Source organism: Siminovitchia thermophila (genome assembly GCF_016909185.1).
Lineage (GTDB): Bacteria > Bacillota > Bacilli > Bacillales > Bacillaceae_C > Siminovitchia > Siminovitchia thermophila.
In genome coordinates this window covers 1-14,204 of record NZ_JAFBFH010000054.1, presented here as the reverse complement: position 1 = coordinate 14,204, position 14,204 = coordinate 1, and the positions used below count along the sequence as shown (strand labels likewise).

10 protein-coding genes and 3 pseudogenes are annotated in these 14,204 nt (G+C 40.9%); 6 read left to right on the top strand and 7 right to left on the bottom strand.

Going from position 1 to position 14,204, the window contains the following annotated elements; translation table 11 throughout:
• Positions 1-138 precede the first annotated feature (138 nt).
• The 3 genes and pseudogenes from JOC94_RS23075 to JOC94_RS21830 form a co-directional block, all read left to right on the top strand.
• Positions 139-459 carry a sporulation protein gene (locus JOC94_RS23075; RefSeq protein ID WP_311316000.1) on the top strand — a complete coding sequence of 107 codons (321 nt, stop codon included), beginning with the start codon at positions 139-141 and terminating at the stop codon, positions 457-459.
• 123 nt (positions 460-582) lie between these two features.
• On the top strand, positions 583-1,353 hold the full coding sequence (locus JOC94_RS21835; RefSeq protein ID WP_026584832.1) for a TerC family protein: 771 nt from the start codon (positions 583-585) through the stop codon (positions 1,351-1,353).
• 85 nt (positions 1,354-1,438) lie between these two features.
• A pseudogene (locus tag JOC94_RS21830) lies at positions 1,439-1,606 on the top strand (IS3 family transposase); the annotation flags it as partial.
• Here the strand turns inward: JOC94_RS21830 and JOC94_RS21825 are convergent.
• Both JOC94_RS21825 and JOC94_RS21820 read right to left on the bottom strand, forming a co-directional pair.
• Positions 1,576-1,926: pseudogene (locus tag JOC94_RS21825) on the bottom strand (transposase); the annotation flags it as partial. The pseudogenes JOC94_RS21830 and JOC94_RS21825 overlap by 31 nt on opposite strands.
• Positions 1,927-2,017: 91 nt before the next feature.
• Positions 2,018-2,710 carry a recombinase family protein gene (locus JOC94_RS21820; RefSeq protein ID WP_084029004.1) on the bottom strand — a complete coding sequence of 231 codons (693 nt, stop codon included), beginning with the start codon at positions 2,708-2,710 and terminating at the stop codon, positions 2,018-2,020.
• Between the two features lie 273 nt (positions 2,711-2,983).
• On the opposite strand from JOC94_RS21820, the gene JOC94_RS21815 reads away from it, so the two are divergent.
• The gene (locus JOC94_RS21815) at positions 2,984-3,961 is read left to right on the top strand and encodes a polysaccharide deacetylase family protein (RefSeq protein WP_051428413.1); all 978 of its coding nucleotides are present in this window, start codon (positions 2,984-2,986) and stop codon (positions 3,959-3,961) included.
• 153 nt (positions 3,962-4,114) lie between these two features.
• Here the strand turns inward: JOC94_RS21815 and JOC94_RS21810 are convergent, their stop codons facing one another.
• The 4 genes from JOC94_RS21810 to JOC94_RS21795 all read right to left on the bottom strand — a co-directional run bounded on the left by JOC94_RS21810 (position 4,115) and on the right by JOC94_RS21795 (position 11,832).
• Complete coding sequence (locus JOC94_RS21810) at positions 4,115-7,150, bottom strand: Tn3 family transposase (protein ID WP_026584833.1); 3,036 nt, start codon at positions 7,148-7,150, stop codon at positions 4,115-4,117.
• Positions 7,151-8,045: 895 nt separating this feature from the next.
• Complete coding sequence (locus tag JOC94_RS21805; RefSeq protein WP_026584835.1) at positions 8,046-9,212, bottom strand: Ger(x)C family spore germination protein; 1,167 nt, start codon at positions 9,210-9,212, stop codon at positions 8,046-8,048.
• Complete coding sequence (locus JOC94_RS21800; protein ID WP_236017184.1) at positions 9,209-10,774, bottom strand: spore germination protein; 1,566 nt, start codon at positions 10,772-10,774, stop codon at positions 9,209-9,211. Before JOC94_RS21800 ends, JOC94_RS21805 begins: the two co-directional genes overlap by 4 nt.
• A complete protein-coding gene (locus JOC94_RS21795) occupies positions 10,771-11,832 on the bottom strand; it encodes an endospore germination permease (protein WP_328799818.1) in 1,062 nt (353 codons plus the stop codon). Before JOC94_RS21795 ends, JOC94_RS21800 begins: the two co-directional genes overlap by 4 nt.
• A 334-nt stretch (positions 11,833-12,166) precedes the next feature.
• On the opposite strand from JOC94_RS21795, the pseudogene JOC94_RS21790 reads away from it, so the two are divergent.
• Positions 12,167-12,533, top strand: a pseudogene (locus JOC94_RS21790) (DUF2294 domain-containing protein).
• Positions 12,534-12,920: 387 nt separating this feature from the next.
• Here the strand turns inward: JOC94_RS21790 and JOC94_RS21785 are convergent.
• Complete coding sequence (locus JOC94_RS21785) at positions 12,921-13,319, bottom strand: DUF1259 domain-containing protein (protein WP_051428415.1); 399 nt, start codon at positions 13,317-13,319, stop codon at positions 12,921-12,923.
• Positions 13,320-13,377: 58 nt separating this feature from the next.
• Between JOC94_RS21785 and JOC94_RS21780 the strand changes: the two genes are divergently transcribed.
• Positions 13,378-13,800, top strand: a complete 423-nt coding sequence (locus tag JOC94_RS21780) for a DinB family protein (protein WP_232233842.1) — start codon at positions 13,378-13,380, stop codon at positions 13,798-13,800.
• The last annotated feature ends 404 nt before the right edge of the window (positions 13,801-14,204 follow it).

Sequence of the window (14,204 nt, the reverse complement as noted above, 5' to 3'; positions counted from 1 at the left end):
CTTGTTTCTCGACAATTCAAGTATAAAAGAATTGGATGTTTGCGTGTATTTTTTGGGGCAAATTGTGTGGAAACCCCAACATTTAGTATAGAGCCCAAAAATAAGTGGCTAAAGATCCCGAAATAAAAACAGGAAGACATTCATGATTCTGAGAAATATAGGGCACTATTAGGAATAGGATCAACACAGATCGATCTTATACTTGAAAAGGAAACATATAGGGCAGGTGAGCAGGTAAAGGGATATTTCTTGATTAAAGGTGGAACTATATTACAACAACTGAAACGGATCGATTGTGATTTGGTCCTAATGGATAGGGAGGAGAAAAACGAAGAAATCGTTGATTCTGTTACTATTTTAACAACCAAGTGTATTCAGGCAGATGCTATCTTTTCCGGCTACCGAACTCTACCCGAGTATCGACAGCCACATTATCTTATCGATTTAAAACAAGACTAGCTTTCAAAAAAAGTCTAGAAAGCTTGGATCAGGATGCTATTCGGATCACTGAGGATATTAGAAATAATGACACAGCTAGAACTATTTTTAGACATAGAACTATTTAATAGGAGGAAAATTTAATTGGAACTTTCAATTTTATTAGAATATGGATGGGTATTGCTATTATTAATCGCCATCGAAGGCTTGTTGGCAGCGGATAATGCGCTTGTACTGGCCATTATGGTAAAGCATCTTCCTGAGGACGAAAGAAAAAAAGCACTTTTCTATGGACTAGTAGGTGCCTTCGTTTTCCGCTTTGGTTCATTATTCATCATTTCTTTCCTTGTCGATGTTTGGCAGGTACAGGCTATAGGTGCTTTATACCTGTTATTCATCGCAATCAATCATATTTTGAGGAAACTCGTCATTAAAAATAAAGATGTGAATAAGGCAAAAAAGGAAGAAAAGAAATCCGGTTTTTGGGGAACAGTTTTTAAAGTAGAATTGGCAGATATTGCTTTTGCTGTTGACTCAATTTTGGCTGCTGTTGCGCTGGCTATGACCCTTCCGAACACAAATATTCCGAACATTGGGGGTATGGATGGTGGTAAGTTCCTCGTCATTTTTGCCGGTGGATTAATCGGTTTAATTATCATGCGTTTCGCTGCTAACTTCTTTGTGAAATTGCTTCATGCAAAGCCAGGTCTTGAAATTGCCGCTTTTGCGATTGTCGGCTGGGTTGGTGTAAAACTTGCCGTCTTTACATTAGGACATCCAGATGTCGGAATTATTTCATATGAATTTGCACATTCAACAGAATGGAAGCTCATCTTCTATACTGTTTTGATTGGGATTGCCGCAGCTGGCTGGTTTCTGACTAAAAAAACGGACGAAAAACAGCCTTCGGAATAACTTAGATTGTTAAAATACGAGATTTTTGAGGAAAGAGCCGGAAGGGGATTCAGATAAACCGGTTCTTTTTTTTGCATAAAAATCCCTGAAGAAAGAAGAAAACCCTCATGTTAAATATTTAGATCACAAATCAGCTGCGATAGCTTTATTTCAATACATTGAAGGCTGGTATAATCGTAAAAGGATTCATGGTAGTTTGGGATATAAAACACCACAAGAGATCGAGAACTCCATTAGGGTACCCTTTGATTGAACGTAATTCCGAAATTCTTCACTGGTATATTGAGAGCCTAAATCTGTATGCAGAATAAGCCCATTTGCTGGGTTTTGTGCCAAATATGCGTTATCTAATGCTTTCATCACTAAGTCTGTATTCATGATTTGTGAAAAAGAGTATCCAACAACTTTTTTAGAGTGCAAATCCATTACAGAAGCTAAATAGCACCATCCATCTTTAAGAGTGTGGATATAAGTAATATCAGCTACCCATTTTTCATTAATAGTCGTAGTAGTAAAGTCGCGGTCTAACAGGTTTTCGCGTTCTTTTATCGATTGCTTACTTGAATAAGGCCTAGTGACAGGGTAGCTGCTCTAGTCCGCAGGATTTCTTCCAGTAAAATTAATTTACTTATTTAATATGGTAATAAAAGAGAAATCCTTGAAATTACCATGAGAGTCCTAATTCATCGCAATAAACATCTGCTTCAATAAAACAATTCTTCATATCAGCCTCACTATCTAATTCAGCGAGAATATCATACACTGTCTTTTTTAACGCATCGACAGTTGTATAAGGGACGTAGATTATATACTCGTTAGCTATGATCTCCATTTTGTAATTATCTTTTAGGATCTGCTCGACACTTTCTCTTACCTTTCCTTTGCTACGTACAAATTTATTGTTATTTTCTATTCGCAGCCACATTCTTATTTTTGCAGTGTTTTCTATATCAATATGAGCTTGTTCCTCTTTGCTTTGCCTTGTTGTTCGTATGTAACGATATAGTGTTGCTTGACTTATTCCGGTCATTTCCACAATCTCGCTAATACTGTATTCCTTAGAGTTATATAGATTAAGAGCTTTCTTTATCTGTTTTTCTTTCACTTTTGTACGGCCGCCATTTCTTCCTCTGGCTCTTGCACTCTCTAACCCCTCTTTTGTTCGTTGAGCAATTAGGTCTCTTTCGAATTGGCTGAATGCTTGAAAAACAGTAAGCATCAGTTTCCCTTGTGGTGTATTCGTATCAAAATTCTCTTTTATGCTAATCAATTTTACATTTTTGCTTTCAAAGTACTCAACTAACTCGATCAAATCTTTTGTACTTCGACCTAATCTCGAAAAACTCTCTACCACAATCGAATCTCCGCTTTATAGTTAACTAAAAATATATAGGATATACATTTGTTTTTTCTACTTTATTCAAATCTGAGTTTAATAGATTTCTTGCATTAGAACGAGGCTTCCTAGTTATATTTTATAAAACTCACTGTGTAAAAATCCGGGTTTCCGAAAGAGACTATTATCCTAATGTTACCACATATATTTCCAGCAATATTCTATATCGTTTTCAGAAAATTGTTGATAGAATCTTTTCTGTATAAATAAAGATAGAAAAACAGGGGGATAATCATGTTCAAATTAAACAAAATGAAGGGAAAAAAAGCATTTTTAGCAATTCTTCTCATTTCCTTCATCATTTCAGGCCTTTTTGGTATAGCGCCAGCCCAAGCCTCAACAGTATCATACGCTTCTATTTCTGTCGATGGAAAGCTTATTAAGACGAGCTATTATATGCAAAATGGTCGTTTGATGGTACCAGATATATTTTTCAAGCATACAGGTGCTACTGTTGATCGGAATGAAAAATATCAATCTATCGCTATTGAGAGAAATAATATTGTTGCCCTGCCATTAGGTAAAACATATATGGACTATTACATTAAGGAAAAAAACAAATGGATCCGTGAGTCCCTAGCTACGACAACAACCACAATTGATGGACGACCATATGTTCCGTTATTAGTGACTGCACAGAAGTTGGGAATGACCGTTACCTATGATCCTAAGATTTACAGAACCTTTATTCAGACAAACACGCCAGAAGCGAATAAGCCAATCGCTTATGAAAAAGCCGAAACAACTAAAAAGCAGATTGCATTAACTTTTGATGACGGTCCTGACAAACTTATTACACCTCAAATTTTAGATATATTAAAAGAAAAAGGTGTTCCCGCGACGTTTTTCGTTGTTGGAGAGCAAGTTTCCTATTTTCCACAATTGGCAAAACGAATGGTAGACGAGGGACATACCATTGCAAATCACACTTGGGATCATCCGGAACTTTCAAAACTATATACGTCCCAGGTTATTCAGCAACTTAAATCTACGAACGAAATAATTGAAAAGGTAACAGGAGTAAAAGCTACATTAATTAGGCCGCCATATGGCGATTTTACATCTGCAGATGCCCTTATATTTGAAAGACTAGGATTTAAAAACATTCTTTGGTCAGTAGATACACTCGATTGGAGTGGTACATCCGCAGAAGAAATTATGACGATTCTGAATAGGGATAAATCACCTGGTGGAATTGTCTTGCAGGGGTAAGTGAACGATTCGAAGAATGAACCGCCACATCTGAAAATATTCCCATTTACAAATAGAAACCGAGGGTTTTATTTGTAAAATAATGTCTTATGACATGAAAAGGAAGGAATCGTTGTCGTACCCCTTAAAGAGATGCATATCTATCTTTATTTCTCACTTTATTGAAGACAAACTGCTGTCTCTTGCAATAGGAACATCAAATGGAAGTTTTGGGGGTTTACGATTAAAGTCAATTCGATATTTACCGAACCGATTAACATGTGCCGTAACATATGGGCTTAAATAAGACAACCATTCTTCCTCATACTCATTCCCTTCTTGAATATAATCCTGGAGAATACGAGATAAAGAGAACACATTATAAAAGATCAAACTATTTGCTACGAGATGATTATATTTAATCACTTTCCGTTGTTTCTCGCGATCATTTTCTGCAATAATACCAAGTCCACCAAAGAACAACCATTTGGTAAATCCATTAAACGCTTCACTTTTATTAGTAGCAGACTGAATCGTACTTCTTAAATCCTCATCTGCCATATATTGAAGAAGAAACAGGGTACGAATGACTCTTCCAAGTTCCCGAAACGCTTTATATAGAATATTCTTTTGACTATAGGTTCCCAGTTTATTAAGGATGATTGAAGGAGTAATTTTCCCTGATTTAATCGACATCGCCACTCGAAGCATATCTTCATAATGATCTTCGATCAGTTTCCAATCAATTTCGTCTGAAAACAAATCGTCGATGTTTTCATACACATCTTCTTTGGTTGGGCAGAACATCTTTAAATCCTTCCAGTTACGGATCCGGGGCATCAGTTGAATACCGAGAAGCGCAGAGAGTCCGAAGACGGTTACACTTTGCCCTTGTGTATCGGAATAAAGAATTTCGGGCTGAATGTCCACTTTTCCTTCATTCATTAGAATGTCTAGGATATGAATTCCTTCCCAAACCCCACAAGGAATAAAGTTACTGAACAAAGCAATATAGGTATCTGATACATGATAATATCCTATCCCACCATATCCTCCATAGCGAATATGATTTTCTGAGAGCAAATTTTGTTCATATAAGTCCCACATGGTTCCATCCGCAGAAGCACGCTTACCATCTCCCCAATGTTTCGGGAGATCAAACTGGTTATAAGCATTAATAATGTATCGAATAGCTTTATCCAAATCCTCATTGGTCACATGATATTGGTTAATCCGAGCAATTTGTTTTCGATCCAGTTCTCCCAATGAACGAGACGTTTGAGTAGGACCTAGGTTGCATCCATAGCAAAAGGTATTCACTAAGTATCGTTCGACAGGATTTTCTATTCTGGCTTCATGCCCTGAGATCGGACCAAAGAAGCGAGTCCAATTAAGCCAATGCTCCGTATCTGCTAATACATCTAGTACATTGATTGGTTCAAGTTTTTGAGCAATATAAGCTTCCAAGGTTTTCAATCCTGGGGGAAGCTTTTTCTTTTTGATCTTGCTAATGACAACTTCGCCATTTTCAATACGTACTTGTTCATTACGTGGAAAGGATTGATCGGTCTGTCGAGCCACATTTTGAAATCGCTTACGCATCTTTTGGATAAAATCATTTGCAATAGGGAATAAGTTAACTTGCTCACAAAATTCTTCCACACTCTCCTCATACTCTTCCCATGAAATCAGCTGTTCCCGATAATCGGCATACTTTTCGCTACCTTCAATGTACAAGTTTCCTGCTTTTAACTCCAGTATGATTTGTGAGAAGAAACACACTTCAAAGTGACGACGGTTTACTTCCTCAGGTCTAGTTTCTTTCTTTCGTTTGCGACTGAGCCATCTCCACCAGCTATCAGGAACCCAGGATAAGTCAATTAAAGGAGTTACTTCTTTTTTCCATGGACCAATTTTCTCCACGTGAACCACTGAAATCCATTCCTTACGAGTATACTGATGGGATAACAGAAACGACACAGATTCTTCAATAGCTGTATCTTGATTAGTAGAACGTAAGGGTAAAGATTTTATAATTTTAAAGAAAGTTGAGCGATGACTCTTAAAAAACCGCCATAAGAATAAAAAGTAGTTGTCTCCACTAAGTGCTAAATGATTTTCACAATCACGCAATACCTGTTCTTCTCGATCTCCAAGCACTTTCTGCATCGCTTGAATGCGCTCTTCAGCTTCGCCTTCAAGTTGGTAAGCCAACAGTAAATGATGAAGCGTTTCAACCAATGAATCGGTTTTCCTTTGTGTCTTTTCTTTATAGTCTTTCAAAAATTGACGACCTTTTTTATGAATACTCATCATGCGTTTAATCATGGTTTCAGCAATATCATCTAATACTTTTGAATATTGAACATAAACAAGTGAAACCGCAAGAGCGTAGCGTTTATCTCCTTTCATTTTCATCATCCGACCTGCATCTAAGGTTTTCGCTTCTGCTGCCATTTGTTTGATTTTGATGATAGGGATTTCTTTCAATGCTTCACGGGGGATTTGTTGTTGTTTCAACCAGTCACGATGAGCAATCAAATCCTTTAGATGAGATAACTTTGCACTTTTCGCATCTTCTTTTAACTTATTCCATAGGCTATAAGTCGATCCTTCTGTGGATTGGAAAAGTTCATTGATCGTTTCTTTTTGTCCTTCACTCAATCTAACGTTGATCTGTTCATAGATCACACGATATGATTTCTTACGAACTTCGTTCGCTGCTTCTTTTAATGTGTTATAAACAGGGAGTTCATAACATTGGCAAATTAATTCTTCGATAGCTGCGTTAACGAGGTCAGCAGGTTCATCTTTGCTCCAAGACAGTTTGCCCATCGTATCGATCATGAATTGACGAGCTTGCTCATTAAAAGGGCGAATTTGTAGGTAATCTCGAACGAAACGATAGTGCCTTTGGCATGTTCTAGATTCACAATAGGCTATCCAATCTTCCTTGCTAGGTAGAGGTAATTGTACTCTACTGGCAATATACTCAATGATCGTTTGAGGGATATCTAACATTCGAGGAAAAAAACCTAGCTTTTGCACGGTCTTAATCAGCACCAATAATCCTAACTGTTGAATATTTCCTCTAGACTTAGTATCTGTCCACTCAATTTCTTCTCTTCTAGGAGTATAGACTTCTTGTAAGTCTTGTTCAGTTAAACTACTCTTAATTCGAGGGTAAATGGTATCTTGAATACTAGGCAATAGAGTTCCCTTCTTTGCTACGTCTATTTTTCTGACTTTTTAGTTTATTTAATGATAAAATAAAAACCTACCCATATATATGGTAGGTTGATTCCTTATATGGAAAAATTTTTAGATGTGGCGGTTGAAAGTCGTTTTGGTTGCCGTACCCCAAATAGGCGCTTCTAGAAGTCTCGATTCATTCCCATAAACGATTGAGGGAATTAACAAAAACATTACGAGGGCAAAAAAGATTTTTTTCTTACTAAACAATGTTGACACCTCCAGAAAAGTCTTAATCAAATATAGTTTTCCTTAAGAGGTGTCTATTTATTTATTTTATTCTTTATTAATTGGCATAGAAAATTATATAGTTAATGAAAATAAGCGAAAGGACTCTTAATTTTGATAAAATAAGGATTAGCATTTAATAGGGGTGTGAATTATCAAATGGCTAATGAATTTGCACAACTTGCTGTTTCACCATTGTATATTTTAATGGTTGTATTAAGTATTTTATATTTAATCTTTTTAAGAGAAGACAAAGGTTGTATTACGACTTTCGGAAGAATAGCTTCTGTGGTGTATATTCTTATATATCTATTAGCACTGTATTTATTTATATTTTAATCTTCAATTATAAGGAGCATTCACGGCTGCGGCGGCGACTTGACCAACGCTGCCGGATTAGATGCAATATGCCAGGGATTAAGAATGACAAGTGACAATGATCATGAGGCGTTAGAGAAAGGATAAATAATCTACGAGGCCCTCTATGTACAACTGGCTGTTGAAGATCTTCCAGCGCCCGGGAGAAGCCGCGTATAAGCCGGCATGACAACGAGGTTATGATCGAAGCCTAGCCTTTGTCTCTGCGTCCTGGTAAAACGCTCCATGTGCTGCCGCTGACTTCTGGTTATTTATCCTCATCTTTTTGTTTTTGCGGCACAAACTTATATTCACCCGTATCATTGAAATGAATATTGATTTTCAAATGACGAATTGCGTCATTATGAAGAACGAATGAATGGTCATCGGCCATCTGTTGCCATACACGCGGATTGGATCGATACAGTGTATCTCCCAGGTTCAACACGTCGGTATGGATGCGGATACCTTCGCGAAAAACATGGAGGATTTGACCTTCCAAAAGTTTTGTATATCGTTCCATCAACTCATTTTCCGTCATGGCTTCGCGCAGTTCGACAAGATACGCGTCCAATGTAATCGTCATGTCAAAATAGGCTTTGTCCCATTTCGCCTGAGGTCGAATATGGATGCGCGGTTTTTTAAACAGCATGACGGCCGAAATATCATCGTCGGACAATAAAGCAACGGGATAGCTTTGCGTCTTTGGATTCACCCATTGCCAGCCCGTAAGATCGGTTCGACTGATCCAGCCGTTCCATCGTTTCGTTTGGAACAGATCCGCGCCATCAATTTCCAAAAGCTTCATGTTTTTACCGTCCTCTCTCCAAAAAGCGGCGTTTAATGTCAATGACGGCAAATAACTTGACCTGGCCTTATCTTTTAATGAACGTATAAATTGATACAAGCGGACGGGGGAAATCGAGGAGCTTTGGCGATACTGATCTTTCGGTTCATGCAACAGGGTGTAAAGCGGAGAAAATTTGAAAAAGGTTTGGGCTTTGAAGATATCTTCGATATTTTCTTTTGTGCTGAATATCCATGTATTGTACCGTATTTCTTTATAGCGATTCGTAAACTCCAGAAATTCCAGATGTTTGTCCGCCTTCAATACATTGTCGGTAACGACGATCGTCGATACCTGTTCCCAAAAAAGCGCTTGTTGAGATGCAGCTTGCAGTTTGTTGGCCGCATCCCAAAGGCTTTTTCCCGCCGCTTTCCCTACATAACTGGTTGGCTGTTTTGTTTTTGCCTGCCCTTCCGATTTGGCTGCATCCGAAAAGTCTAACATCTGAGCATAAAGAACATACTCTCCATCTTTGTAGTCGGCTCCAATAGCCGTAACATAATGGATCGTTTGGATTTCTAACGAGCCCCAGCATCCTGTCGTCAGAAGCAAGCTCGCTCCCGCGACCAAGATTAAAATCGCCTTCATGATGAGTCCTCCTCTGCTTTCCGGGTTGAATCTTGCGTATTCACGGCATTCGGACGTTTCCGCCGCCAAGCCCATGGAAGATTGAACAGGGCTTGAGGCAAGTCTGCCCTGTCCAGCGGCGACAAAGGAGATAAATAAGGTAATCCGAAAGACTGCAGGGTGGAAAGATAGGAAAGCAGCAGTACCACTCCGCAAAAAAAACCGTATAAACCGAAGGCGGCAGAAACAAAGAAAAGGCCAAACCGCAGTATACTGACCGTAGCATTCAACGAATGATTTGGCACCATAGAGCCGAATACATGGGTAACAGCGCCAATAACCAGAACACTGGGCGACATAAACCCTGCCCGAATCGCGGCGTCGCCAATAATCAATCCTCCTACGACAGTCATCGTTTGTCCTAACGAAGCAGGCAACCGCGCTCCCGCCTCACGAAAAGCTTCCAGGAAAATCAGCGTCAGAAACATTTCTTGAGCGACAGAGAATGGGAGGCCCAGCCGCTGCACCGCAATGGTAGACAATAGCAACACAGGTATTTGTTCGATGTGAAAGCTTAGCAGCGCAGTCCACAGCGCGGGCAATAACAGAGCTGTCAAAAGTCCGACGATTCTCAGCCCTCTTGCTACGGCAACGCTCAGCGCGGGGAAATGGGTATCTTCCGCGGTCTTCAACAGTAAGAAGACGTCGGCCGGCGCAATCAGGGCGCTGGGCGTACCCTCCGTCAGAACGACGCAACGACCGCTAAGCAGCGAGACTACGGCGAAATCGGGACGTCCTGTATAGGCCATCATCGGGAATATGGATTTCGGAGTCGAAAGCATTTCTTGCAGCTGCCCGGCGCTGGATATCCCATCATATTTGATACCCTGTAGTTTCGTTCGAAGGTTGTCGACCAGCGCCGCGTTCGCAACATCTTGCAAATAAAGCAATCCGATTCGGGTTTGCGTGCGCTGTCCGACCGTTACCTGTTCATAACATAAGGAGCCTGTTCTCATGCGCTTGCGAATTAAAGCGACATTGGTCGCAATCTCTTCCACAAAACCGTCTTTAGGACCTTTGACCGACACCTCGATACTGGATTCTTCCGGTTTTCGCTGAGGCACCTTGGCCATATCCCATGCATACACGCGCTGTTGAACAGGCGTAAAAATAATGAGTTTTCCATCCAGCACATGCTGCACGATTTGCCGTCTCAACATCAACCCGTCGCCCGTTACTTTCTCCATCGGCAACTCTTCATTCCGGGTCATGGATTCGTCATTGAAACCTGTATTTCTAAAGAGCCGCCTTAAACGCGGCAGAACAATGTCTTTCCATTCCTTTGGATCCGTCAACCCCTCGCAATAAAGCAATAAAACAGAGGAGTTCGGATTCTGCCTGTCACACAGGCAAGAAACAGATTTGACATCGGCGGAATTTTGAAATAAACCGGTGATCTCCTGTTCGGTCAAGCCCAGGTCATTTGCGCAAGCATCATTGGAATCCCCGATTCGCTGTTCCGCAGGCAACGAAGCAGATGGATAAGAACGCTTTCGGAACCATTGCATCAACCAGTTCTTCATGAACCCCTCATCCTCCATCTTGAAATCCATGTTTTTCCCGCAAACAAGAAGGTGAGTCCGATCACCAGGACGAAGGTGGATGGGAAATACATCGTTTTTAGAAATTGCAAAAACCGCACGTCGCTTATCGGCGCTATTATGGCAATAAGCAGAGTTCCGGTCGCAAGCAGCAGTAGGGGCGTTCTTTTTTTCGCTTTCCACACATCGGCAATGATGAAGAGGGAAAGCGAAAGGCGAATGAATTCTCCGGATATCCACTGATAGATTGCAAAAACATCCAAATGCTCTATGTACTTTCCCAGTTCGAGAACACGCCACTGTTCAAATGCCGGATATCTCTGCAAAGCAGCTTCCTCTGCCCCATAAATCGAAATCGCTCCCATTAAAGGGCCTATTGTCAATCCGGCGAGCGAGAAAATCATGAACAACACGCCGGCGAATGAAGGGCGATTGATCAGACGATGTTGAAAAAAAAGAAGAAGCACAAGCTCGAAAATTCCGCTCGCCGCATATAGGCTGCCCCGCCAAACGGGAGCGAATCCATCGGCAAGGAGGGGGAGAACCAGACTGTAGTCTTTATGCTTGAAGTTGAAGGTCATAACAAAAAATCCGAGAATCACCACAAATGGCAGCAAAATACCTGACGTAATCGCGATGGAACGAAGGCCCCCGGTTGCAAGAAAGAAACAGCAGGCTAATGCGAGAAGAGCAAGCACGTATCTGGGTGTATGCGGCATATAGGTCGAATGGGTCCATACAACGGAATAAAAGAAGGAAACGTAACCCTGCAGCCATATGTAGATGCTGACTGCCGCAAGAATAATGACGGACAAGGCTTTGCCGAAATGGTGCTGCAACCAATCGCGGAACGGCTGTTGACCCTTGTGTTTCATGATATAGACTAGGCACGCCCCCCAAACAGGCAACAAGGCCAATACCATCCCAACGGAGACTACAGCATCTCTTCCCGCTGCGTCCAACAATATGGGAATCAAGACCACATGATTGAGAAGGCCGATCGAAAGTAAAAGAATGGAGTAACCTTGCAACGCAGAAATATTATTTTGAATTTTATCGTCACCTCCCGATCATCGCCTGACATTTTGTCCATGAAATATATAATTGTAATTTAACCATTCGAATCGAAAAAAATACCCAATAAAATGAATTTCCATTGACAGAGAGGAACACGTATACTAAATGTAAGGTTCAATCATAAAACGAACGATCTTCAAACCATTTTGCCGACTCGTTGCTTTCGCATTATGTGCATTGACAGGATGAAAAAGTAATTTCATTTTGCTAAATAAGTTGAAGATAAATCGGTATGTTCATTGGGATCACATTCGCCCATATGAAGTAGCGTTTTTTATTTGGAGGGATTTGAATGCTCTGTTCCATATCAAAAGGGGGAATTGGCAGATAAGCAAAATTTTAACGCAATGGGAGAAGGAATATTTGGGACGGGGGTCGGTATTGGTCAAAACGGACATCATGCGCAATATGATTATTGTGGGACTTAAAGGGATATTAACTCTCGCTGAACCAAAAATTGGCCGGGACATCGGAGGGTATGCTGTCTGTAAAGCGCATCAGGGCAGATTTGGTGGAATCGGGAAGAGAACAGCTTGGAAAGATGATCCTTGAGTTGACGGGGGAACAAGTCGTCAGCTTCCACACCGATATCAGCACGCGTACAGGGGAAAGAGTAATGGTGTTCGTGCTCTCCGATAATCTGGAGAAGAAATTAATTGAATAATGCGTATTGGCAGATGAATCGAAAGATCCGAGAGGATCCGTTGAAGTTAAGCCGGTAATTCAGGACACCCTGAAGTTACCGGTTATTTTTTTGCAAGGAGTTGAATTTACATCATGTTCGATATCGTTGTCGGGAATTTGTTGTCCCCAATTGTACTTTTTTTCGTATTGGGGCTGACCGCCTTGACGCTACCCCAATAAGAATAAATAAAAGTAAAATAAATATGATGTATGAAGATTATTTCAAACACCTCGCAAAAACAACGAATTTCTCATGTTACTCAATTTAAATATAAAAACCGATGCTCCCTTTCGGTGAAGGAAAAATCGGTTCTCTTATAATTTTCATTCATCGGAACATGAATGGTATTCAGTATTTTGGTCTGATCTAATCTTTATCAGGTAATTTAGAATTGGTTTTTTCGACCGCTTTACGAAGTCCTTTCGCTAATTTTTCTGCATCGTCATTCGCCCAAAAGTGAACGAAAAGGAGATGTGGTTCTTCAAATAACATGTGATTATGCACAGCTTCTACTTCGATGTCATGTTTTCGTAAAACACGTATTACTGAATTCACTTCTTCTGCTGTTAACACAAAATCTCCTGTAATCGCTGCATTTTGTCCACCAGTCGGTTGAAAGTTAATTGCTGTTGACGTCCCCATTGACGGAGGAATGACCATTCCGTTTTCTTTGATTTGTTCAGAGCGCGGGAAACTAATCTTGTAAACACCATTACTTAAAGATCCTTCCTTACCGAAAATTTGATCAAGCTTCTTCTTATCCAATGGAAATTCTCCATTAACCAATGGTTGGTTGGCATTGATTGGTGTGTTCGATTGATTAATTCCAGAACGAAGCGTTTTCGCTAACTCAGAGGGATTTCCATGCCGAAAGCCCCATGGCGCGTATCGGTATGCGGAAGGAAAATGGACGCTGAAAGAAGTCGTGGGCCACATCGCAGACGGAGAACGCGTCATGACCTACCGCCTGCTCCGAATCGCAAGAGGGGACCAGACGCCTCTGTCCGGTTTCGACCAGGAATTGTTCATGCCTCCTTTCGGGAGCTGGATAACCGCGCAATTGGCCGAAGACTACCGGGCCGTACGGCAATCGACGATCACACTGCTGCGCGGGTTACCGGCGGAGGCGTGGTCCTGCAAAGGCACAGCCAACAACGCAAACATTACGGCGCGTGCCCTCGCGTACGGCATCGCAGGACACGAGATTCATCACATGGGGGTCATCCGAAATCGGTATTTGAGTTAGTTGTCCGGAAGATCGGGACGGAAGCTGCGCGGAAAACGCGGCTTCCGTTCTTTCTTTATGGCAGCCTTCCCGCCCCGTTCATAGACTGATATGAAGAGAGGACAAGACGGGTTGAAAAAAGCAGCAGCGATTGGTTGCAGACTGGATTTTGTCTAAAAATGAAAAGCAAATAATAATCTCAAACAAGAAAAAATCAAGGCCTCTTCGTTAAGCTAACGAAGAACGAGAGCTCAATACATCATACGAATGACAAACAAGGATTGGTGGTTATTCCGCAAAAGGGCTCGATTGTTGAACAAGGGGTACCGTCACATGCCCATCAAGCGAAGTTAAAATCATACCCTCAAAATGAAAAAACGCTATGCTTATCGTAAGAAGTTTACGAGAAAGGATGGCGTTTTTGA